We start from the raw sequence: 26639 nt of genomic DNA, 5'->3' as shown, positions 1-26639 counted from the left end.
TAGGGCGATCGCTAAGTTAAGCTGAGCACTGGAAGGAGTATATGCAGTACACAACCTTAGGCAATACAGGTTTAGTGGTATCACGGCTGTCATTTGGAGCCATGACCTTTGGGGTGGGCGAGCTGGTGGCAGGTGTTTTCAATGATATTGACCAGGCAATGGCTGACCAGATGGTGGCCAGGGCTCTGGATGCGGGAATTAATTTGTTTGACACCGCCGATGCTTATACGGGCGGACAATCGGAAATTATTTTGGGCAAGGCATTAGCCCCATTCCGCGATCGGGTTGTGATTGCCACCAAGGTAGGCTTTCGCACCGGTAATGCCCTGACCGATACCGGGCTATCCTATCGCCGCATCTTGGCCGCTGCAGAAGCTAGCCTCAAGCGATTGGGCACGGATTATATTGACCTTTACCAATTACACATCCCCGATCCACTCACGCCCCTAGATGATACCCTGCGAGCCATGGACAACCTGGTGCAGCGTGGTTTGGTGCGATATATCGGCTATTCCAACTACCCAGCTTGGGAAGCAGCCAAAATGGTGGAAATGCAAGAAAGTTATGATTATGCTCGGTTTGTCTCAGCGCAAATGTACTACTCGCTGCTGGGTCGAGATATTGAGCATGAAGTAGTACCATTTGTACAGGATGCTGGGTTAGGCATAATAGTCTGGAGCCCTTTGGCCAGCGGTTTTCTGAGCGGGAAATATACTAGAGATACGCCTGTCCCAGACGAAGCCAGACGCAATAAGTTTGAATTCCCACCGATCGACCTTGATCAAGGCTATGAGGTAGTGACACAGTTGCGCCGCATTGCCCATAACCACAATGCTTCCCCTGCCCAAGTGGCGATCGCCTGGATTTTAACTAAGCCCTTTATCTCATCTGTAATTTTGGGAGCTAGCAAAATCCAACATTTGATCGATAACTTGGGTGCCAGCGAATTGAAACTAGATGATCTAGAGATCGAGCAACTAGATGCCCTGACTACACCGCCTAAGCTTTATCCTGGGTGGATGCAGGGAATGGGTATTGATCCTAAAGTGCGAGAAGCGATCACATTTGATCCCGACTAGAGCCAAAATTGAGCATCAATCTAGCTAGCTCTAACTGGCTTCAAAATCAATTCTGTTACTACCAAATTCGCCTTGCTTAATCATTTTGGCGAAAAGCGATTGCTGCCCTAGGTACAGCAGGTGTAAATCTTCTAACAATTTCTTCGCTGCGTCTAAATCAATTTCATCAAGTTGACGGCAGAACGTACTGTGGGCAAACTGCTTTTCCAACGGTAGGTTATTATTACTGCTCATGTTCTCCTCCTGAATGTTAATGAAGTCGAGTTGTGGATTTTTTAGAATTCACTAGACCCTAAACCTCTATCAACTAATTCCCAGAATCACGGACCCACCTGCATCACATCAATTATTTGAGGTTAGATAGGCCAAGAATAACGAGGATTATTATTTTAATCCCACGCCTGTATGCTTGCTCGCCATACATAAATTGCGCACTTCTGGATGAATTGTAATAAAAATTCAAGATTGAATAAACTTAGCACATTGTCAAAATCGATCAATGTATCTGCAGAGCGATCTAAATCGCTTGATTAATTATCAGGGACAAGACTTAAATTAATGTATTTAATTACACTTATTGCTGGGTTTGTGTGGCTTTTTACTAACAATTAATCGGGCAAATATGTAGCATTTGCAACATATTTATTGCGAACTTAAGACGGTGGTTAATTCAATTGGTCAATTAACTCCGATCGTTATGATTCGCACTTATATGCCTGACTCAAACAGCTTTAGGGCGATCGCCAATACTTAGCCTTAAACTAATTATCAATCTAAGTAATCAATCGCATAACTATTTGCAAACATTACATTCCCAGCAAGTTAAATCAAATATTCGCAATCAAAATCAGTGACCATTCAATATATTTAATTGCGTAGCAATAGTTACTACTCACACATCTATTTATGACTATCGTAATTGGCTGGTTATCGCTATTCACATTTTTGGGATCAATACAAGCATTTGTGAAAGCACAATCATTAGCCTTCCATACGATATACATCTACGCTAGAGCAAGCTAGAGATTAGATCGGCGATCGACCAGAATCACCTGAGATTAGCAATTATTCAATACTTAACAACTTAGTAAGGTTGATTTATTACTTGCATCTAGAGCAGATTGACAAGTTATAGAGCTTTGCTGCTTTATCTAATTCAATTGATTCGCTAATTTAGAAGCAGCTTCTTTTTTGATTAGCGATCGGACTGTTTGATTGAATTTATGGATCTTGATTAACCATCCTGATATTCATTTAGACTAATCAAATTGCCTAAAAGTTTCTTGCTTTGCCAACGCGATCGCCGTTATCTTCCCCACCGCCTGGATGGTTAGCTATTTATTACCCACAAACTAAACTTTATGGATTTAATATAACAAATTTTAAATGGTGGCTGTGGCGATCGCTGCTTTTAAAAGCGTGCCCAATGCCACAAACCGCGCTAAACTAGGCAGGGCTTTGGTTTAACCCTAAGCCAATTACTAAATTCAACTTGATACTACCTAGCGATCGAAGAAACCTAATCATCTATGGCTCAACTGCGCGTATATGTTCCGCCCCATCCCCTGATCCGCCATTGGCTGACCGTGGCCAGGGATAAAAATACTCCTGTGGCTCTGTTTCGTACCGCAATGAAGGAAATTGGCCATTGGCTTACCTATGAGGCGATCCGCGAGTGGTTGCCGGTGCAGGAGGTGGCGATCGAAACGCCGTTGCAAGCCATGACTGGGCAGTTTATGGATGTGTCCACGCCGATTGCGATCGTGCCGATTTTGCGGGCAGGGTTGGCAATCATGGATGGTTGCCAGGAGCTATTACCCACCGCCAGTATTTATCATCTGGGTTGGGTGCGGGATGAGGAAACGTTGGAGGCGAGTTGCTATTTAAATCGCCTGCCCGATCGATTTGCACCCCAAACCCGCGTGCTGATCGCTGAACCGATGTTGGCCACTGGGGGCACAATTATGTCTACGCTGGAAATGCTGGTGGAGCGAGGCGCTGATCCGGCCATGATTCGGATTATTTGTGTGGTTTGTGCGCCGCCGGCCTTGCAGAAGATTAATCAACAGTATCCGGGAATTAACATTTTTGCGGCGAATATTGATGAGGTGGTTGATCAGAAGGGTTGGATCGTGCCGGGGCTGGGTGATGCGGGCGATCGAGCTTTTGGGACTAGTTAATTGCCATTGCGCACCAATATCTCATCACTAATAGCGCTAAGCGTTTCATTGATCGACCCCTTCAAAATCTCAAAAAAGATCCCATTGGGAACACCCGAACCAGGGATCGCATCCACAGAATGGGTAATCAAAACCTGCGTCGGTGTTGCGCCTGGATATTCCGACACCAGCTCAATTTGCCAGGAACCCACCAGGCTTTCGATGTCCCCTGCCACCAGTTCAAAATCGATCCGCTCCTGCGCCTTTTCCTTAATTTCTAATTGGGTGGTGGATTTAATATTTAAAATAAACAACTGGCGGCTATCGACCTGCTCCACAATTTTGCGATCGCCATTGTCTTCAAGAACCTCACTGGAAGTAAGATTGGGGATAAACTCTTCAAAGTTATCATAGTCAGTGAGCACCTGCCAGACCACCTCCGGCGAAGCAGTCACCAAAACCCTACCCACATATTTACCATCTTCGCCATTCACCACAGCCCGACCCTTGCGCAATGAATCACGCTCGATCGGCGGCAAGCGATCGACTGGGCCATCAAATAATTGAGCTGAAGCAGTTTTAATCACAGCAAGGCGATCGAAACTAGCAAACCGATCATACGCTGGATTGCCAGCCATTGATACCAGCGAGATGCCGATCGCGCCAGTCAGCCCCAAGCCGATCCGCTGGATTAATTGCCCAAACCTATTTTTACCGCTGTTCATATTTCCCCTTCTTATTACTTGCGCCCAAGGTGATTAGCAATGATTTAGCAATGATGTAGTTAAGCTACTTTCTCTATTTTGCCTCGCTTCATATTGATCTAGATCAAAGGGCGGTAAGGACAGCCAGAATCTTTGCTTATTTGCTAAATCAACAGCATCTTAATTGCTACAATTCCCGCGCATCCTGGGGCACAAAGGGGCGATCGGCTGGGATCATCGCCACCGGCTCAGTTAAGGTAAACTTCCCTGCCTCGATCCATGCCTTGAGCATGATTGCCACCTGATTTGATAAATAAATACTCGCCAATGGCGCGGTACGAACTTTCTGGCCATCGATCGTAATCCGCCCCGATTTAAGCTGTGCATAAGTAACCGAGCCAAAGGTAGGCCGCACCCGACGGGGGATCGAAAAATCGATCACTGGCGCAATCAAATCCTGATCCTGAACCGCTGCCATTACCACTACCTCCTCATCGATCACTGGCAATGGAATCCCCACCCCCAGCATCAACGCCGAACCATAATTACGGAAATAACAACCGCGCACCCATTGGGGACTCATTTGCTTAGCATCACCAATCAAGGCCAGAGTGGAAGCCGGGCCGATCGGCGTGCGATTTGGTAAGCGCTTTTGCAATGGAAAATGCTGCGTCCCCTCCCAGGAAATATAACCAATTCCACCGCCCATAAATACCTTCGTGCCCACGCCAATCAATCGCAGATCAGGATCATTCCACAGCGGCGAAACTGCGCCAGGATTGGAATATACCGCATTACCCAGTCTTGGTTGCAATGGCCCCAGATAAGTATAGAGCTGGCGATCGCCCCCATTCACGCCCACAATAAAATTCTGATACAGACCACGGGGGTTATACAAATAAAACTGATTGATTGAGTCTTTATTGATCGTGGTTTCCAAGAGGGTGCGCGGGAAACAGTCATTGGCCTGACCATTGGCGCGTAGGCTCAAGCTTTTGCCAGCGATCAAGTCAGCGATCACATGGCCGCCGCCGCGATCGATCGCCTCTTCATCCACCGCCGCATCCAGGATCAGTTCCTGAGTTGCGCCCAAATAGAGATCGACCGCCCCCAAACCCGCATAGGCTGGCACGCCATCGATCCAGCAAGCACGAATTTTAATCGGTGGATCGGTATGCCCCAGATTCATCATTGCCCCCGCTGATTCGGTGGGCTCAAAGGTGCCGGTTGTAATCACGTCTACCTGTTTGGCAGCGGCTTTGACTCCTTCTGCGGCAACTAGCGCTTTTAATTCATTGACGGTCAGGACTTTGGCTTTTTTGGCAATAATTTTTTCGTTGATCTGGGCTACGGTTTGGGGCATTTTGACAGGGCTAAATGTAGGGGTAGCGATCGCTTTGTTCAGACTATCAGCATAGTATTTCTATCCTGTAAGTTTTTGAGGCCTAGTGATTTCTTAAGCAATAGCCTGCCACATACAATTAATCGAGTGGTGCTGTGGGGTAATTGTCAGGATTGGAGCGAATCATTGCGGTTAAACCGATCGGCAAATATTTCTACCCTGATTAACATGATTATGCGGGACTATCACTAATTGGATATTCAAGCGACTTCAATAATAACGGCGTTAGCAAAATGCTAGAGTTTTAAATCGGACTGCTATCAAACAAAACCATGCAACATGGCCTCGATCAACATGCCAAACTAAACTCACCGATCCATCGCTGGGATTGTCGTTACAAGCTGATTGGGTTAATGGCATTAATTTTTGCCTTTGCCAGCCTGGAAGATTGGCGGTTGATTTTAATTATGCTAGCGATCGCCATTCTTTGCTACGGTCTATCGCGCTTGCCCGTTGCTTACTGGTGCGATCGGCTTAAATATCCTGGTCTGTTTATGCTGGGGGTAGTGGCTCTGGTGCCTTTTTTGTCTGGCGAAACGGTGCTGTGGCAATGGGGCGGATTGAGTTTATATCTGGAAGGTTGCATTGCCGTCTTGATTATTATTTGTCGTTTTCTGGCGATCATGACGATCACTCTGGTACTGTTCGGCACCAGCACCTTTTTGACCACAATCAGAGCGATGCGATCGCTGGGGCTATCCCGTATCCTTACTGATATGCTGCTATTGTCCTATCGTTATTTGCACGAAATCAGCGCCGACCTGAATAAGATGCAAACGGCGATGCGATTGCGGGGATTTAATGGCCGCAAACTAAACTGGCGCACATTGGGTTTGCTGGCTTCTTTGTTGGGGACAATGCTAATCCGCAGCCACGAGCGATCGGAACGGGTCTATCGAGCGATGCAATTGCGGGGCTATGGTAGTGAGCAGCAATTGAATAGGCATGATTTTGGAAATCCGCGATCGATTCGTAAAACCTGGTTGGGCGGCGATGCGATCGCTTTGTATTTAACAATTGCGGCGGCGATTAGTTTGGGCATAACCCAATATCAACTCGGTACTAATGGGTTATTGGGTGGGTTATTGGGCGGGTAATTGGATTACTGCTTTAAAATAGACTTTCAACTTAAATGCAATATATCTATACTCCCTAATATCTATCTCCCTGGTTATCTTGCTCTAAGATTAGACTTAAAATTCTCATCCCCAACGCTCGTTAATCGCTATGATCCGAATCAGGCCAAATCAGGCCAAATCCGATCGTAGTTCAATTTACCCACCGCTAAGCTCAGCTAATCCCCGCCCAAGATGACAGATAAATTAACTTCAGATCAAAGCGATCGCTACAATGCCGTTTTCACTAATCAGGCTAATCATTCTGATCAGCATATCGATCGCCAAGTTGAGTCTGAACAACTAGTTGGCGCAGAAATGGAGCAGCCTGAAGTCAAGCATATTAGTAATGATCAGGGGCAGAGCGAGTTAGGTAATTCAAATCATATAAACAATCATCCGGTGCAATCCCACCTCAGTGATTCGATCGCCATAAAGCCAGAACAATCTGCAAAGCAACTAAATGACCCTGAAAAAACAGTTTTATCGATCGCCGAACTTGGCTTTTCCTATGCCGATCGCGCCGACGTATTGCAGGGACTTAATCTACAGGTTAGCGCAGGTGAGAAAATTGGCTTGATTGGCCCCAATGGCGCCGGTAAAACCACCTTATTTTTAATTATTTGTGGGGTGCTAAGTGCCACCAGTGGCCAGGTTAATTTGTTTGGCGAGGCGATCGCGCCAGGTAAATTCCGCTCCGAGATTGGCCTGGTATTTCAAAACCCCAATGATCAGCTTTTTTCCGCTTCAGTTTGGGATGATGTGGCCTTTGGGCCGATCAATATGGGCATGACCGCTCAGGAAGTCACACATTGTGTGCAAGCAGCGCTGGAGCTTACTGGTGTTGCTGATCTGGCTCAGCGTCCGCCCCATCATCTGTCTGGTGGCGAAAAGCGGATGGTGGCGATCGCCTCGGTGTTGGCCTGTGGCCCTCAGTTGATTATTTATGATGAACCAAGCGCCAATCTGGATATTCGATCGCGGCGGCGCTTAATTGAATTTTTGCAGGCTTCCAATGCAACTAGGCTGGTTTGCTCCCATGACCTGGAGCTAATTTTGGAACTGTGCGATCGGGTCATTTTGCTGGATGAAGGCAAGATTGTGGCCGATGGTAGGGCAATTGAAATCATGGGCGATCGCAACTTGATGCACAAACATGGACTAGAGCGCCCCCACTCCCTCGAACACCTCAACCCCGATGGCCATAGCCATTAATCGCGCTTTGCCCTAGCTAAATAATTGCTTGACTGAGTTTTGAGCCAACGATCGCAATAGTATTTTGCTCATGCTTTTACTGATGCCGATCGCATTTGCCCCAGCAAATTCAAACAATTAAATTACCGGTCAGCAGATTAACGAATGGTTTTGGGTTGAAGGTGAGGTTTATTCTATTTGCGACCTGACCGATGGGCTAAAACCTAAGGCGCAGATCGCAAATCAACTTCAACTAACTAACTAGCTAACTACTAACTAGGCCATTGCTGGTTCGCGTTCGCCACGACCAACTACTGCCGCCATGTGCTTAACTTGATCCATCAACTCGCCAAACTGCTCAAACGTAAGCGATTGGGGCCCATCAGACAAAGCCTTCTTGGGATTGGGGTGCACTTCGATCATCAATGAATCCGTACCTGCTGCGATCGCCGCCAGAGCCATCTTCGGCACAAAATGCGCCCAACCAGTACCATGACTGGGGTCAATCATGATTGGCAGGTGGGTGAGCCGACGCAGTACCGGGATCGAGGAAATATCTAATACATTGCGGGTGTACTTGCTGTCAAAGGTGCGAATGCCCCGCTCACATAGAATCACCTGGGCATTGCCAGAAGCCATGATGTATTCCGCCGCCATCAACCAATCATCGATCGTGGCTGCCATGCCCCGCTTCAGCAACACTGGCTTGGTTTGCTTACCGATCTGCTTGAGCAACGAGAAGTTTTGCATATTCCGAGCGCCAATTTGCAACACGTCTGCCACTTCGGCGATCTTGTCAATGTCTGGTGTATCCATCACTTCGGTAATAATGCCCAGGCCGCTGGCTTCTCTTGCTGCCGCCAACAGAGATAAGGCGCTTTCACCGTGTCCCTGGAATGAATAGGGCGAAGTACGCGGCTTGTAGGCACCACCACGCAGGAATTTAGCACCCATTTTTTTAGCATGAAGTGCCGTAGCAACGATCATTTCCTCGTTTTCGACCGAGCAAGGCCCAGCCGTCACCACGATCGGGTGATGTTCACCGATATACACATCTCCATTTGGGGTGGGTATCATCACTTCGCTGGGTTCATTGTGGCGATATTCGCGGCTGGCTCGCTTAAATGGTTGCTCTACCCGCAACACCGATTCAATAAATGGGCTAATTTCTTCGATCCGATATGGGTCCAGTTCAGCGGTTTCACCCACCAGACCAACCACTACCTTATGCTTACCCACGATCTTCTCAGGTGTTAAGCCCCAGGTGGAAAGTTCATCACATACACGACTTATTTCCACTTCCGGTGTACCAGCTTTGATTACCACAATCATGTTTTCTATCCTTCTTTCTTTACAAGTATTTGGTGAGTTGAGTTAAATCTTGATTAGCTAAAGATCAAAACAAATCCGATCGATCGCCGCTAGATTCAACATGATTAATATTGATTGATCTAGGGCAGATAACGGAAATTGATATTTAGCTACAAAAATATTTAACTGCTAAAATATTTAACTGCTAAGGGTATACAGCCTAAATCAAGTTTAGCTTCTCTGCAATTCTAAGCGATGGCACTCGGCTTAGGGCAATTTATTTAACGTAACTAAATGTAATCGAGCTGGCCTTGGTTATGTTTTACCCATGTTTTAACTTGAGGATTATTTTATATCAGCTCAAAATCCTGTACGCCAGTTGCTAAAGCTATCTCTGCCATCCCCTCAGTGCAGAGTAGAAAGTTTGGCAAAATCACAAAACAAGCTAGAGATCCAATCCCAAAAAGTCAGCGTATAGGACATTAACAACGGCAGAGAAAGCAGAATAAAAATTCTTATTCATGCTGATATCTTGCCTTAGAACCCTATGGGCAAATGACCTGGCGATCGCCACCATCACTACATTTATTACATTTGGTATTACATTTGGCACAATCGTTAGCCAGGTTCAGGCCGATCCTGCCAATTTAAATCAACTGTTCAAAAATAGAAGTTGCCCCCGCTGCGATCTGATTGATGCCAACCTGCGGGGAGCCGATCTCAGTGCCACTATTTTGACCGAAGCAAAACTGCAAGGCGCCAACCTGAATGATGCCTTCCTGATCGATGCAGAGCTGATGGATGTGGATCTGCAAAACGCTAGCCTCAAAAATACTAACCTCAGTAATGTTGATCTTAGAGATGCAAATTTACAGGATGCAAATTTACAGGATGCAAATCTAAAAGCCGCTAACTTGGCGATCGCCAATCTTCAGGGTTCGATCCTCCTGGCAGCTAACCTCAGCAGTGCCAGATTGAATAGTGCTAATTTGCAGGGCGCTGTTTTGATCAATGCCAACATGCAAAATATTAATCTGGTGGCCGCCAACCTCAGCAATACTCAGCTAATTAATGCCAGCTTGGTGAATGCAAATTTACTGAATGCGCAATTAATCAATGCTAATTTGCGCAACGCCAACCTCAAAAGCGCCAATTTAAGCAGCACTAACTTAACTGGTGCCGACCTGAGTGGAACTATTCTCAGCGATGCGAATCTTGCTAATGCCGTAGTTGCTCCGCCCCAATTAACCAAAGCCTGGCTTTGTAATACAACCATGCCTGATGGCACGATTAATAATCAAAATTGTTGAAGTTTTGCTGCCTATGATTCAATTCTTCCGATTTTCCGATCGCTCTGATTACTCCGATCGCTTAGCGGCTTTCTGATCTCGCTGTGACTTCCAGGCCGATCGCAGATAACCAAAATTCTTACCAAACTCTTCACCACCCCACCAGCCACCGCTGCGACCAGGCTCCCATGAAGCAGATAGAGCACCATAACTGAGGCCGACTACACCCAGGCCAAAACAAAGCATACTCACCAATACCACTGCTGTATTGGGTAGCTCAGCCCATTTATTGACCACCACCAAGTAGCTGGCCACAAAAATCGTCACCCCTAAAGCAGAAGGGATACCACTAAACAAGGCTGCCCGCCGCACCATGCGACGATTCACCTCTGGGGGAATATCGCCGGATACCGCAGGCTTTTTGCCTCCACCAACCTCCACCTTTTGCTTAGTAGCAGATTTAGACGATGGTGTAGCTTTCTTGCGTTGATTTTCTGGCTGGCTTTTTTGTTTTTGTTGTTTTGCCTGAGCCTTCTTGCTTTTCTTCGGCTCGAAGGGGATGCGTTCTTTGCGATCGGCCACTTGTATCGCCTCTAATTAACCACGAATACCCAATCGTTGAATCAATTCTTTGTAGTGATTGAGGTCTTGGCGACGGACATAAGCCAACAAGCGCTTACGTTGCCCAATCATTTTGAGCAGGCTCCGCCGGGAGGAAAAATCCTTAGAATGCTCTTTTAGGTGAGCGCTCAATTGATTAATGCGCTCGGTGAGCAGGGCAACCTGAACATCCGATGAGCCTGTGTCGGTGGGGTGAAGTTGATACTTCCCAAAAATTTCTTGCTTTTCTTCTTGCAAAAGTGCCATAGCTTGAATTGTCTATAATTCTCAAATGAATGACCGATTAGCTAGCATATCATAGGTGAGGCTAGCTAGGATAGACTGATTTGAGGCTATTTGCTGTCAACGATCGCAAGTGATACCACATTCTATTCAGCACAATGGCGATCGCCCAACCGGATCAATTCCAAGCTATATAAAGCATAGACGGCTGAGATTCCAACTAAACTAGCGGTAATCGATCGCAATACGCATTAGTATCTAGCTTTAAATATTTAGCAACACCTAAACTTTAATTAATTTAATTAATCAAGTTTAATGGGCTGAGCCATTACCATGATAATTATCGGTGTCGTAAAACCCATTACGAGTACCGAAAAACAACGTAGTCACAATAAAAACTACCGTGAGGGCAGCGAGGACTACTTTAAAATCGAGCAGTGCTTCCATAGGTTGTTTGATCTCTCTTGATCTTTAATAAACTTTTACTTGAATTACTTTTGACTAGCTATTAGCCAAATTATGAAAGGGTAATTTCCTAGCTTTAAAGCTCCGACTAGTAATAAATGCTGACTAATCTAGCTATATACTAATCCAAATTTTTCGATCGCGGCGGTAGTCTTAGGATTTGCTTTAGAATAGCAACCCTAAGAACTTAGTGGATTTCTAGCGATCGTCAGCACAATCAGCACAATCAATATGAACTAGCTCCAATCGACCTGGCCAGAATCTTTTTACCGATCGAAACATGATCCGGTTGGCTTGCGTCTAAGTAATACATCTAAGGCAAAGGAAAGAGAACGCCAAATTATTGGCACAATCTCCAGATCGGCCTGCTCCTATATCTATGAATATCTATGCCCCCAGTCACCGATCAAGATGAGATAGAAAATTAAATAATCAATTTAAGTCTAAGCAACTTAACTTTGGGCAAATCGCAAAATGTTAAACGTAGTTAGAGAATTAAGGCTGGGTGGTTTGCTCATAGCGATCGCGCTAGCAACATTGGCACTAACAGGTTGCGGACAATCGAGCCTTAAATTAGAACCAGATCCGATCGCTCAACAACTTCCATCAAATTCGCAAGATTCATTAATTCTGGCCAACGCCTATACACAACTTGATTGGGATCGGGTTTATATTTTTGCCCCCTATACCTCGATCGACCAGATCAATGAGTCGCTGGGCTATGCCTGGGCAACCGATCGCACCACTACTATTTATCAAAGCGATCGGATTAGTTTATTAGTGTTCACCAAAGCTGGTCAGGTGGTTGGTTATGTGGAATACCCCAGATCCAGAGGCGATTTTGCGGGACTGGCCAGAGATGGTGGATATAGTACCGAAGAAGCAGTTTTTATGGCTGACTATACCCTTAGCAACCAGGCAGGGCCGCCAATGCTTTTAGTTGATGAATAAGTAAAATCAATAAATCAATAAAAATGTCACCTAACAGTTGCTATATGAAGATGCACCACTGGGCATCACCGCCTCGCAGGTGATCGCATGTTCTAGCTTAGTGCCCAGAGTATTCGCCTTCCACAAATCCGCACCATACAAATTCGCATCACTGAGATCGGCATTACCTAGATCTGACTGCTTCAGGTCGGCAGCCCGTAAATTAGCAAACACCAGATTTGCGCCCACCAGGTCTGCACTTTGCAAATCCGTTTCCTTGAGCATGGCACTGCGTAAATTGGCACCACTTAAATTTGCTGCTTCCAGGTCTGCTTTAAGTAAATGCGCAAAACTAAGATCGGCATTACTTAAATCGGCTTGGGCTAAGTTAGCCAGATCTAGATCAGCATGGCGTAAGCTTGCCCCACTCAGGTTGGCACCTTCCAAGTCCGCACCATTTAACTTGGCTCGATCGAGGTTAGCACCACTGAGATCCGCGCCACTGAGATCGGCATCACGCAGATCGCACCCCTTACAGCTATTTAGATTCAGTAATTTCCGCACATTACTATTTACATTGGCTTGCCCGATCCTGGCATAGCTGAAAATACCAAATCCAAACACGATCGCCATCAGCATAGACTTACCGATCGCTCTGATTAACACTCGGCTTAACCGAGATCTAAAAAATATTGAATTATCACTGGTACTCATATCAATCGGTTGAGTTTGCATAGGCCAGTTTAATTACTTTGAATTGATTTGATGATTTGAGCTATGCACCCTGACTGTCTTTGAAGGCAAAAATCCGCTCGATCGCATCGGAAACCACCTTATCCGGCGTAGAAGCACCCGAAGTGATTCCCACCCTGATTTTGCCCGCTGGCAGCCATTCATGGGTTTGAATTATTTCCTTGCCCAGGGGTTTATGCTCGATCGTCTGTGCTGACAAAATCCGCTCGGCACTGTCGATGTGATAGGAAGGCAAATCCCGTTCGATCGCAATTTCCTGCAAATGCGTAGTATTCGATGAATTATAGCCACCAACTACCACCATCAAGTCTAAGGCTTCTTCCACGATCTCAAACATGGCATCTTGCCGTTCCTGGGTAGCATCACAGATCGTGTTATAGGCCAAAAAATGCTGATTAAGGTTGTCTACGCCATACTTTTGCATCATGGTGCGCTCAAACAACTTACCAATATCTTCAGTTTCGCCCTTCAGCATGGTGGTTTGATTGGCAATGCCAATGTGCTGCAAATCTCGATCGGGGTCAAATCCGGCTGAAGTAGCTTGGCTGAACTTGGCTAAAAATTCCTGCCGATCGCCGCCATTGAGAATATAATCAGCCACATATTCCGCTTCAGCCATATTCAACACCACCAGATAGCGCTTGGCATAGGAACTGGTAGCGATCGTTTCCTCGTGCTTATACTTGCCATGAATGATCGAGGTGAAGTCAGATTTTTTATGCTTTTCAACCCGATTCCACACCTTCGACACCCAGGGGCAGGTCGTATCCACGATCGTGCAGCCAACTTGCTCTAAATATTGAATTTCCTGCACACTGGCACCAAAGGCGGGCAAAATTACCACATCACCCTGCTGAATCCCAGTAAAATCCTTATTACCCTGCTCATCAACGGGAATAAACAACACTGCCATTTCCTTCAGCCTGGCATTCACCGAGGGATTGTGAATAATCTCATTGGTGATCCAGATCCGCTCGGTAGGGAACTGGCTACGGGTTTCGTAGGCCATCGCCACTGCCCGTTCCACTCCCCAACAAAAACCAAACGACTTAGCTAAATAGATCGTGACATCCCCTTCACTGTAAACATAATTATGCTCACGAATAGTCTGAATCAGATCGCTGTTATATTCAGTTTTCATCGTCGCTTCGGCTGCGTCGGTATGCCCAAAACCACGCCGGAAATAGTTGGGTGATTGTTGGAGCGATCGCCGCCAGGCTTGAGTATTAATATCTTGTGGGGTTTGAGCGTCGGTTGTGTTATCCATGCGTACAAATAAAACTAACTGGCTTTGTTTGTGGTGGCTATTGATGCGTTGAATTGATGAGTTAATTCGACTGATTAAACTGTACTGCTAATTTAACGAACTAGCTTGCTTAGTCACGAAATTTATACCTAATACCTAATCTAATCCAGTCTGACTCAAATTTGGCTTGTTCCAACCGATCGAAGGATCAAATTTCTATGAATTATATCTATATGATTAACTGAGGTGTTGATTGGGGTGTTGATTGGGGCATTGATTGACCATTCAGCAATTAGCAAGATTTCTCAAGGTTATGTCTGGCGATCGGTTTGTTTCGGTTGGCTCAGCTTCCAGATTACTCCCGAACTTGAGTTAGTCAGCACATGGGCCACGATCGCCGGCAGCAAGTTGCCAGTGAAATAGGTGGTAAAACCCAGAATCAAGCCGATCGTCATCGCCCAAACCGTGTACTGCCACTGCTTGAGGCTGATCATATGCAAAGCCCCAAACACAATACTACTCACAATTACTGCCAGGATACTCATACCTAGCCCAGGCAAAGCAACGCCACGGAATAGGATTTCTTCACTGAAACCTGGCAACAACCCCAACCAGATCATATCCGGCAGTTCCAGGGGCTTGAGCACCATTTCCAGGTAAACATTAGCGGCTTCGCGGTAACCTGGCCAAGCCATATAAACCAACTTACTGAGCAGGGTAATTAATCCACCCACACCCAAACCTATCAATAAATGTTGCCATTGCCAGGTGGTTGGCACCATTGCAAAATTCCCCACATACAACCATAACTGGGCAACCACAAATAGCACTACGGCAGTGATCGCCATACCCACCAGGATATTCGATCGCGTTAGGGCTGGGGTTTGGGGTGAGTCGGGCATATTCTTTAGATGGCTTTAGATGACTTTAGATAGTTTGAGATAGTGAAGGTAAGGGAATTATTGATGTTGTTAGTTTAATTCTTAATTCAATTCTAAGAACCTACTAAAACTAAAGATCGCTTATCGATCGCTTATCAATTGTTAAGTAGGTCTGACCAGCCCTAAGATATCACAGGTAATCTATACATTGCTATGCAATCATAGTAACAAGTCTATCGCCATTAGTGGCCTATTCATCCCGCGTCCCGACATATTGACATAACTTATCGAAACCAAACTAAGACCAATGTTGGTAGTTGTTAACGAGTTGACTTCTAATGGACTTCTACAAATGTCTTGAGCTGTGCTGCTAATTGTGCTCTTGGTCTTGATTAACTTGCCAATTCTGAGCATATGGCCAGGAGTTGCTCCAATTCGGATTGGGTGGTGAGGTAATGGATCGAAACCCTGAGGCAATCGGGATTATTGAGCGATCGCAATAAGATATTTTCCTTTTCCTCCAATTCGGTCATTAACTGGCTCGGTATTTTTTCTTTAATTGTAAAAGCAATCAACCCTGAATCCGGTGGTGTTTGCCGCACCAGGTTAATCTTGGGCAACTTACCTAATTCCTGCCACAACCATTTGCTGAGCTTGCAAATCCGATCGTAGCGTTGGGCTTGGCTGCCCCAGGTGTTGGCATAGGCGATCGCCTCTCGTAAGGCGCCATAAAGGGGATAGGAAGTGCTGGCGATCTCAAATTTTTGGCCATCTTGCTGCCAGGTGATTTCTGGTTGTGTACCCGGTTCAGGTAATTGGCAATCCTTAATCCCCCGCCAGCCAATATAGGTGGGCAAAGCCTGATCAAAAGCCTGATCCCGCACATATAAACCACCCACCCCCAAAGGGCCGCACCACCATTTATGGCCAGTAAAGGCATAAAAATCTGCTTCGCAGTCGGGCAAATCCAGCGGCAAAACTCCCACCGATTGAGCCGCATCCACCATCACCAGCACATCATGTGCATGGCAGAGCTGACTAATTTGCTTGAGCGGCATTACATGGCCAGTGTTCCAGCAAATATGACTGATGGCGATCATGCGGGTGTGCGATCGCAAATTTTGCTCGATCGTGGCCAGGATCGCATCTGTGCCCTGGTCTAAATATGCTTGCAGCGAGAAAAAGCTAACCTCGATCCCAAATCTTTGCTTGAGCTGGTCGGCAATGCCAATGATACCGGGATGCTCACAATCGGAGATGAGCAAATGATCGCCCGGTTGCCAATCTACACTCCAGAGCGCAATATTACATCCAGCTGTTGTGCTCTCGGTCAGAGTAATATTGCTGGCCTGGGCTTTGAGTTGATCGGCGATCGTGGCTCTGGTTAAATTACTCTCCGCCACATCCCAGGCATTAGCTGCCCGTGAGAAAACACCCAGGGATTCAATTTTGCCAAAATTCTCGCTGATTTTGTTCAGGGTTGAATTCGCCAAAGGCCCCTGACCGCCATAGTTAAAATAGTAGCGATCGGCTAGGGCAGGAAATTGAGCGCGATGGGATGCTAGATCTATTGTTTGTGTTTTTAGCTCCAAATTATTTTGTCCGTTGATTTAATTGCTTAGATTTTGATCACTTAATATTTTTTGTTCAGGTCTGTTGAAGCTGGATTAATTTTCAACAATATAGCTGACAGCTTCTTGCAACCCTAATTTGTTGTCACCAGGAATCCTGTGAAAACCCTATTATGCGTTAGCGATCGTTTTGATCGAACTGAACCTTAGTCATGAAAGTCATGAAATCGACCTACTTAAACAAATGCTGGGACGCACAAATATGACACATGCGCCAGCGGTTTAACTCGGCTGCACTGGTGGCACAACCACAACGATCGCACTTGGGGGATTTGGCAGTGTGTTGCTTAATTAGCTTTGCCCACCGTTCAAAGGCTTCCTTGGCATCCTGGGGCGGCATTTGCAATTGAATACTTGCGGTTGGCTGGTTGGCAATTTGTTTGGATTTAAGATCCTTGCTGCCATCTTTTTTCTCCCTGGCCGATCGAGACAGGATCAATGGCTTATCCATGCCTGGTGGCAATCGCGGCGACGAGTACCATTGGGCAGTGGAAAAATGAATATCCACGATCGCCTCTGGTTTTCGCAAAAAATCTTGCAGTTTCTCCAGGAGCTTAATCCGTTGAAAGGCCAACGCCTGGGACCATTGGGGCGTAGAGACTGCCACCTTAAGGATGCGATCGTGCACTCCGGTTGGCCGCGTTTGTTGCGCCACCATCTCGCCCACCAGCTCTGGCCATTGGGCAGCAATCTTTTGGAACTGATAGTGCTTTTGCCAACCCTTCTGCGAGGTTTTAATGCCTGTGATTACCTTCGAGATGCTATCAAATGCCACGCCAATATCCCACGTTTGCTCGATTTGTCTGCTCAATTTTTAGCCAGAGTGAAGAGTCTTCAAAATGCTACAACGCCAATAGCTAATAATTAGAATATGGCTCAATTTAAGCAAATTTAATCATTCGCATTCTCCTGGTCTTTATCCTTTGACTCTGGGTAAACCAATCTGCCATAAATCTCCACCATTTCATATAGGCGGCGGATTGTATCTTCATTGTGGATCGCATCTGGTTCATAACGCCAAGCCCAGTTGTTATCAGGGGTTCCCGGTTTGTTCATCCTGGCAACATTATTTAGCCCGAATACATCTTGAAGCGGCATAATGGCCAAATCAGCGATCGAAGCCAGGGCAATCCGGATAAACGTCCAGTGAATGTCCTCAATCAATTGGTGGCCTAAATATTTATAGAGATTGTGCTTCTGGTAATCCTCAACCCGCTCCCACCAGCCACCGGTAGTGTCATTGTCGTGGGTGCCGGTATAGACCAGACTTATTTTCTCAAAGGTGTGGGGTAAATGGGGATTATCCACAAAATTACCATCCCAGGCAAACATCAATACTTGCATCCCTGGGAACCCAAATTGATGTCGCAGCGCTTCCACCTCATCGGTAATCACACCCAGGTTCTCGGCAATGATCGGCAACTTGCCCAGTTTCTTGCGGATCGTGGTGAATAGCTCAGCCCCAGGTGCTTTAACCCACTTACCATTAGTGGCAACGGTTTCGCCCTCTTCCACCTGCCAGTAAGCCTCGAAGCCGCGAAAATGATCGATGCGGATGTAGTCCACAAACTGAAGTAGAAATTTAAATCGCTTTACCCACCAGGCAAAATCTGTCTTCTGGAGATACTTCCAGTCATAAACCGGATTGCCCCATAGTTGCCCCGTCTCACTAAAATAATCGGGCGGTACACCTGCCATCAAGGCTGGTTCAAAGGTTTCTGGATTTAGCTCAAAAATTTGCGGGTTAGCCCACACATCAGCACTGTTGTGAGCCACATAGACAGGAATATCACCAATAATCTGAATCCCTTTATCGTTGGCATATTCGCGTAGTTGATGCCATTGGCAATAGAACTCGTATTGCAGGAATTTATGCAAATTGATTTTGTATTTATGGAGCTTGGTCTGGGTTTGCATCGCCACTGGATCGCGCTTGGCGATCGACTTTTCCCACTTGTGCCAGCTAGCTCCCTTATTGGCCTCCAAAATGGCCATGAACATAGCATAGTTATCAAGCCAGTCTGCTTGCTGATCGCAAAAAGTTTTAAATTCACTGGGTGGCTCTTTCATAAATCGCTCATAGGCAATTTTGAGCAGCTTGCCCTTATAGGATTTAGTCAGTTCAAAGTCAATTGTGGTGGTGGGAAAGTCGGGTATTTCGCCAAAATCTGCCTGCTCTAGTAAACCCTTTTCGGCCAGCAGATCGAGGCTGATTAAAAAGGAATTACCAGCGATCGCACTAAAGCTCATGTAGGGTGAATTACCAAAGCCCGTGGGCCCCAGTGGTAAGACCTGCCATAGTTTCTGGCCACTTTTTTCTAGAAAGTCCACAAATTCATATGCTGCCTTACCAAGATCGCCGATCCCATGTCCACCAGGCAAGCTGGTTGGATGCAGCAAAATTCCACTGGAGCGTTTAAATTGCATTATTGCTGAGCCTTAAACTTAATAAGTTAGTTAATTTAATGTACTAATTGATCTGCTGAACTATGCTTGATTGAGCACAATAACCTGTTATCGATATTCACTCTACCCTGTAGCGGAGTGATTATGATGCGATCGCGTTTTTGTTATGGGGCGATCGATTTAGATTATGTCAAATTATTGAAGTGACCTAGGTTGTAAGTCAAGGTTTTATGTGGTCAGTTGACCAGTCTGGCAATTTTAACTGAGTCTATGGCCAATTTATGTAAATGTCTAAGTTTAACTACTATGACCAGATTGCACCAATTTATGATCAGATTATGATCAGGCTCGATGGTTAAATGGGGCGATCGCTGAGCAAGTTGCTGAGTTTATAATCGATATTTGAGGATTTCTGCATTCAGCACGATGGGGCTTTAGAAGCAAATATATCGTCAACGGCTAAGTTTGAAATTTGGGCATATTAGACTAACTAGACCAGAGAATAGCGATCGCCCTAAATCAAATTCATCTCCAAAGCTGAATAGATCAATTCACGAAAAGTAAAAGCGGCATAAATCTATAGCCCTATGGTGATCCACTCAATCGCTAACCCCGATAAACTATCAATAAACTAAGCTATGTAACTTTCTAATGCCATCCGATCGCTAAAAAAATATGCCCAGCCAACCAGATAACGAACTAAACCCCGATCGCCAACCAACCGCAGCCGAGAAATTCCGCCAGGAAAACCCAGAGAAATATGCCCGCCTCAAGGCTGAATCCAAAGCGCCCTATCGCAATCTTAGAAAATTTGTGTATCTATCGCTGGCTGCATCGGGGCTAATTGGTGCCTTTACTTTTTTGATGCGGATTTTGGCAGGTAAGGGCAATCTTACTGAAGATCTCGGTAGCTTGGCGTTGCAGGTGGCGATCGTGGTGCTGATGATTTTGGCATTTCGGCGCGATCGACCCAAATCATCAAATTAGTGAGCCGCCAATCCGCCAACATTCGATAGATAGGGGCATTGGATCGCAATTGTATATCTTGGGTAACCAACGGCGATCGCCTAGGAGCTTAAGAAAGTATAACTAAATACTTGATTCCGCTAATTTGCTTCAAAATATCAAAATCAGCAGTATTTAGAACTAAAGTGCATATGGCAGTTTATCAAGTTAGATTAATCAACGAAGCAGATGATCTCGATGTCACCCTTGAGGTTGACGAAGACGAATTTATTTTAGACGTAGCAGAAGACGAGGAAATCAAACTACCCTTTAGCTGCCGCGCGGGCACATGTTCTACCTGCACTGGCAGAGTAATTGAAGGCGATCTCAAGGAGCAGGGCGGCAACCCCGAAATGTTTTTTAATAGCAGCCAGCGGGAAGCCGGGTTCAGATTGCTTTGCATTGGTAGCCCCACCTCCGATTGCACTGTTTTGACGCACCAAGAGCCGAACATTGCTAAGTTTTAGGGCGGTTATCTAACTCGCCACCATAAAAATTGAATATGCTTGTGGTGATTTAGATTTGCTTACTCATTAATAGGAGCTGGGGTTAAGATTAAGACCCTGGCTCTTAACTATTTAGGGACTTCTCAAAAAAATTAAACCTCCAATAAATCACGCTCCAAGCCGCCTCTTAATTAGTTAACTAAGATGACTAGACCTGAAGCGCGATCGCTGCTTTGGAGATGTAATGGATATGTAATTGTTTAGCTAGGCATTAAGATCACTGTTAATCTCAATCAACTCTTAATAAACCATAAAACAAAGCTTTAACCAGCAGTAGATTGAGACGCACGGGCAGGGGTGCGGCCATTCTTGCGCGAAGTCACCAGACCCTTGAGTGAATTCCAACTCAGCTTAATTAGGGTCAGTCCCCAATTACCCTTCAGTTCCTGGAACATCTCCATATTCAAGTGGAAAGCATGATTAGCTTCTGCCACAATCTTTTCTTGCATCTCTGGCGACACTTCCAGGGTATCGAGCGCATTGCGATAGTCCTTTTTGAATTGACCATGATTAGTGATCGCTTCAAATTCATAGAAAGCCGTACCATCGCTATCATTCAAGCCCATCGCCTGTTTAGCAATTTTCTGGAGAATTTGACCACCAGAAAGATCGCCCATATAGCGGGTATAGGCATGGCTGACCAACAATTCTGGCTCTTGGGCAGAAATTTCGTGAATTCGGGCTACATACTTCTGGCAAGCTTCAGAGGGCTGAACTACTTCCCGCCAATTGGCACCATAGTAATAGGTCAGATCGCGCTCTAGACTTTTTTCCCGCCACAATTGCGAGTAAAAGAGCTTACTGAGCACAGGATGGTTTTTATGCTTTTCAAATTCTTCTTCTAGCGCTTTATATACAAAGTAGAAGTTAGCAACTAGTTTACGGTACGACTCTTTATCTACTACGCCCTTTAAGAAGCACTTAATAAAATCAGCATTTTCTGCGGCTGTGTGGGCTTTTGCGGTACCTTCACGCAGCTTAGTGGCTAGGCCTTGAGTCACTTTTCCTCCTAAATTTTATTTATAGCTGTATAGCAATTTCAAATGGTTAACTTAAAATTTATTAAATGGACAGGGCTATGTTTGAGCTCCGCAGAGCAAGTATACTATTGTCACTACATCAAAGTTTTAAGTTTGCAATATTTCGTCACTTATCCAAGTTTCATCTTGATTGCAACTGGTTGCGATTAGTTACAATCTCTTATACTTAAGATATGGATACTTAAGATATAGGGACACCTACAAGATCAAGGAGGAAAGCGCATTGGTTCTGAATGGATATGAATATCTGTTGGTTTATTTAGTCATTTGTGCCCTTGTACCTGTAATTGGGATTGTCTTAGCCCGATTCCTCAGTCCAACTACCACCAGTGCCGCAACCCGTACCACCTATGAATCAGGTAATGAGCCGATCGGTGGTGCTTGGATTCAGTTCAATATTCGCTATTATATGTTTGCCCTCGCATTCGTGATATTTGACGTAGAAACGGTGTTTTTGTACCCCTGGGCAGTTGCCTTCAATAAATTGGGGCTATTAGCCTTTATTGAGGCATTGATATTCATTGCTATCCTGGTACTAGGACTTGTATACGCTTGGAGAAAAGGAGCCTTAGAGTGGTCATGAAACCTGAAAATGTTGGCTTAGATTTAAGCATTGAAGAGCAAACCCAACGTTTGATCAACCCGATCGACCAAACCAGGGTTTCTCAGGATCTATCTAATAATGTGATCCTTACCTCCCTCAATGACATCTACAACTGGTCGCGGATGTCTAGTTTATGGCCGCTGCTCTATGGCACAAGCTGCTGTTTTATTGAAGTGGCGGCAATGATTGGCTCGCGCTTCGACTTCGATCGCTTTGGCCTGATCCCCCGTTCCAGCCCCCGCCAAGCAGATTTGATTATTACCGCTGGTACGGTAACGATGAAAATGGCTCCGGCATTGGTCAGGCTCTATGAGCAAATGGCTGAGCCCAAATATGTGATCGCTATGGGTGCTTGCACCATTACCGGCGGCATGTTCAGTACCGATTCCTATACCACCGTGCGCGGCGTAGATAAGCTGATTCCGGTAGATGCCTATATTCCTGGTTGCCCACCTCGTCCTGAAGCGATCATGGATGCGATCATCAAGCTACGCAAGAAAATTAGCGCCGAAGGATTTGAGCAACGGTCGAATTTCCAGCGCAATCACCGCTATTACACCGTTAATCATGAGATGAAGGTAGTAGCACCGATCCTGACTGGCCAGTATTTGGAAGCGCCAACCCGTATTTCACCACCTAAAGCCCTGGCTGAATCTGGTATTCCGCTGCCAACGCTTAAAATTGCCGAGAAGGAAACAGTACCTTTAGAGTCTGAACAATAATTGATTAGTAATTGATTAGTAATTGATTAGTAATTGATTAGTAATAATTTAATTATTAGTGAGCTAATGGCTCAGGTAGTAATTTTAAACCTGGCTACGCCACTTAATGATCAGGCTATCTATCGTAGTCTTCGATCGCTAGAAATGCCATATTGTTTTGCTAGTCAAAAACAACCAGGCTGTTTTTAAGCAGATTGGCTTGCATCAACCTTCCGCTTCCCCACCAGATGGTGGATATTTATATGTAGATAATTGCAAAACCAAACTTAATAATCAAGCAAGATGGCAGAAGAGAACAAAGAAGAGCAGCAAGAAGGCGCGATCGCCACTACCAGTAAGGTCTCGGAATGGCTGAATCAGAATAACTTCGCCCATGAATCGTTGGGACCCGATCATCAGGGTGTACCAATGATCAAGGTGGAGCGTGATTATTTAATTCCGATCGCCACTGCTTTATATGCCTATGGCTTCACCTACATGATGTGTCAGTGCGGCTATGATGATGGCCCTGGTAGTGCCCTGGTTAGCTGTTATCACCTGGCTAAAATTGATGACAATGCCGATCGACCAGAGGAAGTGAGAGTTAAGGTGTTCTTGCCCCGCGAAGATCCCACTTGTCCATCGGTCTATTGGATTTGGAAAAGTGCCGATTGGCAAGAGCGCGAAACCTATGATATGTATGGCATTGTCTATGAAGGCCATCCTAATTTGAAGCGAATTTTGATGCCGGAAGATTGGGTGGGTTGGCCAATGCGCAAGGATTATGTCACGCCTGATTTCTATGAACTTCAGGATGCTTATTAGGTCCAGAATGCCTTTTAAAGCTCTATGGGACTTTTGTTCGGGCAATATTTTTATTGTTTGCAAATCAAATTCTTTAAAATCTCTTTTCCAAAAAGTTAATTAAAATAGCTAAATCAAATTAATAATGCCTAAAGCTCTAGTACCCCTGGCTGAAGGGGTTGAAGAAATAGAAGCGATCACAATTGTGGATGTGCTTAGGCGTGGTGAGATCGAGGTGATGACCACTGGTCTGGACTCGATCATTGTGACTGGTTCACACCAAATTACAATCATGGCCGATCAGATTTTGCAGCACATCAAAGCCCATGATTATGACCTGCTGGTTTTGCCTGGAGGCCCTGGCACCAAGACACTACGGGAAGACCCACGCATCATTGAGATCGTGAAAGATCATGTGGCGGCCGGGAAGCTAACCGCTGCTGTATGTGCAGCACCAACCGTATTATCCGCCGCAGGTGTTTTGGCCGACAAGCGGGCAACCTCCTTCCCCGGCACTGAAGCTGACATGCAGGTGGGTGAATATGTGCATGAGGCAGTGGTGGTAGATGGCAAGATTGTCACCAGTCGCGGCCCTGGGACAGTAATGGCGTTTGCACTCAAGCTGGTGGAACTGGTGCAGGGACAGGCGATCGCTGATAAATTAGCTGAGTCTATGGTTTATGCAAGCTGATGCCCAATATTGCCTAATATAGCGACGCTTGCCTGAAATATTTAATTATGCGTACAATGGCACAATCTCAATGTTTGAGGTTGGCTGAATTTGACTTGGCTGCAAATACATTCCCAGTGCAAACGCCCAGATGGTTGGTGTTTTGATAATCGATCGCTACGCCAAAGCCATAGCTGCCCTTATCTTCAACGGGCAATCGCCAACTAAAACCCCAGGCAATGCCAATACTGGCAATCAAAGCCGCGATCACAACCGCCGGAACCAACCACAACGATCGATCTAGCTCAGTGCGCAGCGTGAACGCCAAAATTTGCAACGGCACCCCAACCCAATAGAGCGATCGCCCCAGGATACGCGGCACCACGTCGGGCACAAACCTAAGCAAGAATAATCCGGCGATTGTCCAGTCGATCGGCATGGTCGCAGGAAAACTATCAACAGCTTCTAGCTCTAGAAGCTACAACTATGGGTAAAAGGATTTACGATCGCAATTCACTTGGCATAAAAAACTGAATAATCATCAATAATTATCGATTGCAGACAATCCACGGATTATGCTAATGTTTGCATAAATATGAAGTTGTTGCAAAAAATCAGGATATCAGGCATGCGAAAGATAGTTAAAAATGTAGCAGCTGTTACTGCTGCTGCAGTTATTGGCAGTCTTGGATTCAATGTAGCCTCAGCAGAAGCGATCGTCTGGACATTAAATAATGTGCAATATACTGACGGCACAACTATAGCTGGTTCCTTTGACTACGACTCTGATACTAATACCTATTCAAGTATCAATATTGTCTCCAGTGCTGGCACAACTTTTCCCTTTCAGGACAGTAATTTTTATCCAGGTACTTCAATAAATTACACAAGCACATCCGGTAGCCCTACCGCCAGTAGCTACATCTCAGAAACCGTTGCAGATACTAGTGGTTCTGGTCGCACTTATACTCTTAATCTTCAGTTTTTAACAGGGTTAACAAATGCGGGTGGCACAATTGATATAACGGCAGCGAGCGAAGAAGCTTATTCAGCCGGTGGGTTTTCTCGACCTATAAATACCGCCCTAAGCCCAACTGTGTCTGCTGTACCTATTCCTTTTGAATTTGAATCGACTCTGGGTTTAGTTGCACTTGGTAGTATGTTTGGCGGTTATACCTTAATCAAGAAGCGTAAGCAGCAAAAAAGCCTTGCTTGATTTGTTCTGATCCGACATTCCGCGGTTTAGTCAGCAAAGTAGATAATATTTCTGACAGGGAGCGCCCAGGAAATTCAGGATTAGTGAACGCTGTTCAGTAAGATTGGCAATCTGCTTAACGCCAGCGATTTGGAGCAAATGGACGTATTAAACGACAATTACCTTGGCGGCTGGATGACGATTACTTGGCATAAAAAGCAGATCGCCAGCAGAATTATGAGATCGCCATGGGAGGCTAGCGACAACTAGAAAAAAAGAGATCAAAACGGGAAAAAAGAAAGACACTAAAGACGTTCAAACAGGAAAGTGGAACGTCAGCAGTGTCAGGTCAATATATAAAACAATATCAAGTGCAAGTCCAAAACCCTGCCCAAGCGGTCATCGTTTAAATGCTCTGGCTTAATCCCTTTCCCGAGCAAATGCTCCGTGGCTTTGCCTACAAAAAATTGCTCAAACAAATACAATGGCGCACTCACAAATCCCAGACCATTCAGAATCATTACTTTGACTACCTGACCTGGGCTTACGATCTCCTTTGGATGCTTGCCTACACTGTTGTTGTTAATACAATCGACCAAACCCATCTCATCGATGAGTCCGGCCACAATGCCCAGATGGTCTATGTTTTCTACTGCAATTTCCACTGGCTCGATTCGGCTTTTTCAAAATTACCTTATTTTATTTC

28 protein-coding genes and 1 pseudogene are annotated in these 26639 nt (G+C 45.5%); 13 read left to right on the top strand and 16 right to left on the bottom strand.

All coding sequences use genetic code 11. The features are described 5' to 3' along the window. Positions 1 to 41: 41 nt before the first annotated feature. Entirely contained in the window at positions 42 to 1079 is a 1038-nt protein-coding gene (locus PSE7367_RS13025; RefSeq protein ID WP_015165823.1) for an aldo/keto reductase, read from the top strand. 30 nt (positions 1080 to 1109) lie between these two features. On the opposite strand, the gene PSE7367_RS13020 is transcribed toward PSE7367_RS13025, so the two are convergent. Further along, a complete protein-coding gene (locus PSE7367_RS13020) occupies positions 1110 to 1313 on the bottom strand; it encodes a hypothetical protein (RefSeq protein ID WP_015165822.1) in 204 nt (67 codons plus the stop codon). Between the two features lie 1295 nt (positions 1314 to 2608). Between PSE7367_RS13020 and upp the strand changes: the two genes are divergently transcribed. Continuing rightward, on the top strand, positions 2609 to 3259 hold the full coding sequence (gene upp, locus PSE7367_RS13015; protein ID WP_015165821.1) for a uracil phosphoribosyltransferase: 651 nt from the start codon (positions 2609 to 2611) through the stop codon (positions 3257 to 3259). Here upp and PSE7367_RS13010 read toward each other — a convergent pair. Further along, a complete protein-coding gene (locus tag PSE7367_RS13010) occupies positions 3256 to 3963 on the bottom strand; it encodes an SRPBCC family protein (RefSeq protein WP_015165820.1) in 708 nt (235 codons plus the stop codon). The genes upp and PSE7367_RS13010 overlap by 4 nt on opposite strands. Positions 3964 to 4129: 166 nt before the next feature. Beyond that, a complete protein-coding gene (locus PSE7367_RS13005; RefSeq protein ID WP_015165819.1) occupies positions 4130 to 5305 on the bottom strand; it encodes a homocysteine biosynthesis protein in 1176 nt (391 codons plus the stop codon). 311 nt (positions 5306 to 5616) lie between these two features. On the opposite strand from PSE7367_RS13005, the gene cbiQ reads away from it, so the two are divergent. Beyond that, a complete protein-coding gene (gene cbiQ, locus PSE7367_RS13000; protein ID WP_015165818.1) occupies positions 5617 to 6441 on the top strand; it encodes a cobalt ECF transporter T component CbiQ in 825 nt (274 codons plus the stop codon). 213 nt (positions 6442 to 6654) lie between these two features. Beyond that, positions 6655 to 7674, top strand: a complete 1020-nt coding sequence (locus tag PSE7367_RS12995) for an energy-coupling factor ABC transporter ATP-binding protein (RefSeq protein ID WP_015165817.1) — start codon at positions 6655 to 6657, stop codon at positions 7672 to 7674. A 255-nt stretch (positions 7675 to 7929) separates the two neighbouring features. On the opposite strand, the gene aroF is transcribed toward PSE7367_RS12995, so the two are convergent. After that, positions 7930 to 8985, bottom strand: coding sequence for a 3-deoxy-7-phosphoheptulonate synthase (gene aroF / locus PSE7367_RS12990; protein ID WP_015165816.1), 1056 nt, complete (start codon positions 8983 to 8985; stop codon positions 7930 to 7932). Between the two features lie 500 nt (positions 8986 to 9485). Between aroF and PSE7367_RS12985 the strand changes: the two genes are divergently transcribed. After that, on the top strand, positions 9486 to 10274 hold the full coding sequence (locus tag PSE7367_RS12985; protein WP_015165815.1) for a pentapeptide repeat-containing protein: 789 nt from the start codon (positions 9486 to 9488) through the stop codon (positions 10272 to 10274). A gap of 48 nt (positions 10275 to 10322) precedes the next feature. On the opposite strand, the gene PSE7367_RS12980 is transcribed toward PSE7367_RS12985, so the two are convergent. The 3 genes from PSE7367_RS12980 to PSE7367_RS22970 form a co-directional block, all read right to left on the bottom strand. Further along, a complete protein-coding gene (locus PSE7367_RS12980; protein ID WP_015165814.1) occupies positions 10323 to 10835 on the bottom strand; it encodes a PAM68 family protein in 513 nt (170 codons plus the stop codon). Between the two features lie 15 nt (positions 10836 to 10850). Next, on the bottom strand, positions 10851 to 11120 hold the full coding sequence (rpsO, locus tag PSE7367_RS12975; RefSeq protein WP_015165813.1) for a 30S ribosomal protein S15: 270 nt from the start codon (positions 11118 to 11120) through the stop codon (positions 10851 to 10853). Positions 11121 to 11408: 288 nt separating this feature from the next. Further along, positions 11409 to 11543: a hypothetical protein gene (locus PSE7367_RS22970; protein WP_015165812.1), complete on the bottom strand. Its 135-nt coding sequence runs from the start codon at positions 11541 to 11543 to the stop codon at positions 11409 to 11411. 492 nt (positions 11544 to 12035) lie between these two features. Here PSE7367_RS22970 and PSE7367_RS12965 point away from each other — a divergent pair, with 492 nt between their 5' ends. Continuing rightward, positions 12036 to 12512 carry a hypothetical protein gene (locus PSE7367_RS12965; RefSeq protein WP_015165811.1) on the top strand — a complete coding sequence of 159 codons (477 nt, stop codon included), beginning with the start codon at positions 12036 to 12038 and terminating at the stop codon, positions 12510 to 12512. A 30-nt stretch (positions 12513 to 12542) separates the two neighbouring features. Here PSE7367_RS12965 and PSE7367_RS12960 read toward each other — a convergent pair whose 3' ends face one another. The 6 genes from PSE7367_RS12960 to malQ form a co-directional block, all read right to left on the bottom strand. After that, a complete protein-coding gene (locus PSE7367_RS12960; RefSeq protein ID WP_015165810.1) occupies positions 12543 to 13226 on the bottom strand; it encodes a pentapeptide repeat-containing protein in 684 nt (227 codons plus the stop codon). A gap of 40 nt (positions 13227 to 13266) precedes the next feature. Continuing rightward, positions 13267 to 14511, bottom strand: coding sequence for a 4-hydroxy-3-methylbut-2-enyl diphosphate reductase (locus PSE7367_RS12955; protein ID WP_015165809.1), 1245 nt, complete (start codon positions 14509 to 14511; stop codon positions 13267 to 13269). A 290-nt stretch (positions 14512 to 14801) separates the two neighbouring features. Further along, positions 14802 to 15392, bottom strand: coding sequence for a CPBP family intramembrane glutamic endopeptidase (locus PSE7367_RS12950; protein WP_015165808.1), 591 nt, complete (start codon positions 15390 to 15392; stop codon positions 14802 to 14804). 371 nt (positions 15393 to 15763) lie between these two features. Continuing rightward, entirely contained in the window at positions 15764 to 16963 is a 1200-nt protein-coding gene (locus tag PSE7367_RS12945; RefSeq protein WP_015165807.1) for an aminotransferase class V-fold PLP-dependent enzyme, read from the bottom strand. 211 nt (positions 16964 to 17174) lie between these two features. Then, positions 17175 to 17813: a DciA family protein gene (locus tag PSE7367_RS12940; RefSeq protein WP_083883836.1), complete on the bottom strand. Its 639-nt coding sequence runs from the start codon at positions 17811 to 17813 to the stop codon at positions 17175 to 17177. 80 nt (positions 17814 to 17893) lie between these two features. Then, positions 17894 to 19429 carry a 4-alpha-glucanotransferase gene (malQ, locus tag PSE7367_RS12935; RefSeq protein WP_015165805.1) on the bottom strand — a complete coding sequence of 512 codons (1536 nt, stop codon included), beginning with the start codon at positions 19427 to 19429 and terminating at the stop codon, positions 17894 to 17896. Positions 19430 to 20083: 654 nt separating this feature from the next. On the opposite strand from malQ, the gene PSE7367_RS12930 reads away from it, so the two are divergent. Then, positions 20084 to 20395: a DUF3493 domain-containing protein gene (locus PSE7367_RS12930; RefSeq protein WP_015165804.1), complete on the top strand. Its 312-nt coding sequence runs from the start codon at positions 20084 to 20086 to the stop codon at positions 20393 to 20395. Between the two features lie 170 nt (positions 20396 to 20565). Continuing rightward, positions 20566 to 20880 carry a 2Fe-2S iron-sulfur cluster-binding protein gene (locus PSE7367_RS12925; RefSeq protein WP_015165803.1) on the top strand — a complete coding sequence of 105 codons (315 nt, stop codon included), beginning with the start codon at positions 20566 to 20568 and terminating at the stop codon, positions 20878 to 20880. A 302-nt stretch (positions 20881 to 21182) separates the two neighbouring features. Here the strand turns inward: PSE7367_RS12925 and PSE7367_RS12920 are convergent, their stop codons facing one another. Next, positions 21183 to 21920 (bottom strand): biliverdin-producing heme oxygenase, encoded by a 738-nt coding sequence (locus PSE7367_RS12920; RefSeq protein ID WP_015165802.1) that lies wholly within the window; start codon positions 21918 to 21920, stop codon positions 21183 to 21185. Positions 21921 to 22182: 262 nt separating this feature from the next. Between PSE7367_RS12920 and ndhC the strand changes: the two genes are divergently transcribed. The 4 genes from ndhC (at position 22183) to PSE7367_RS12900 (ending at position 24759) form a co-directional block, all read left to right on the top strand. Further along, a complete protein-coding gene (ndhC, locus tag PSE7367_RS12915; protein WP_015165801.1) occupies positions 22183 to 22542 on the top strand; it encodes an NADH-quinone oxidoreductase subunit A in 360 nt (119 codons plus the stop codon). Beyond that, positions 22539 to 23285 carry an NADH dehydrogenase subunit K gene (locus PSE7367_RS12910; RefSeq protein WP_041698472.1) on the top strand — a complete coding sequence of 249 codons (747 nt, stop codon included), beginning with the start codon at positions 22539 to 22541 and terminating at the stop codon, positions 23283 to 23285. The genes ndhC and PSE7367_RS12910 overlap by 4 nt, the downstream gene beginning before the upstream one ends. A 282-nt stretch (positions 23286 to 23567) precedes the next feature. Continuing rightward, entirely contained in the window at positions 23568 to 24089 is a 522-nt protein-coding gene (locus tag PSE7367_RS12905; RefSeq protein ID WP_015165799.1) for an NAD(P)H-quinone oxidoreductase subunit J, read from the top strand. A gap of 124 nt (positions 24090 to 24213) precedes the next feature. Beyond that, positions 24214 to 24759: a DJ-1 family glyoxalase III gene (locus tag PSE7367_RS12900; RefSeq protein WP_015165798.1), complete on the top strand. Its 546-nt coding sequence runs from the start codon at positions 24214 to 24216 to the stop codon at positions 24757 to 24759. A 67-nt stretch (positions 24760 to 24826) separates the two neighbouring features. Here the strand turns inward: PSE7367_RS12900 and PSE7367_RS12895 are convergent, their stop codons facing one another. Beyond that, positions 24827 to 25177, bottom strand: a complete 351-nt coding sequence (locus PSE7367_RS12895; protein ID WP_041698471.1) for a hypothetical protein — start codon at positions 25175 to 25177, stop codon at positions 24827 to 24829. Between the two features lie 156 nt (positions 25178 to 25333). Here PSE7367_RS12895 and PSE7367_RS12890 point away from each other — a divergent pair, with 156 nt between their 5' ends. Then, positions 25334 to 25954, top strand: coding sequence for a PFE-CTERM domain-containing protein (locus PSE7367_RS12890; protein ID WP_041698470.1), 621 nt, complete (start codon positions 25334 to 25336; stop codon positions 25952 to 25954). Between the two features lie 356 nt (positions 25955 to 26310). On the opposite strand, the pseudogene PSE7367_RS12885 reads toward PSE7367_RS12890, so the two are convergent. Then, positions 26311 to 26592, bottom strand: a pseudogene (locus tag PSE7367_RS12885) (DUF4277 domain-containing protein); the annotation flags it as partial. Between the last annotated feature and the right edge of the window lie 47 nt (positions 26593 to 26639).

The sequence above is a fragment of the Pseudanabaena sp. PCC 7367 genome, from assembly GCF_000317065.1.
In the GTDB taxonomy this organism is placed as follows: domain Bacteria; phylum Cyanobacteriota; class Cyanobacteriia; order Pseudanabaenales; family Pseudanabaenaceae; genus Thalassoporum; species Thalassoporum mexicanum.
This window is presented reverse-complemented; position numbering and strand designations above follow the sequence as displayed.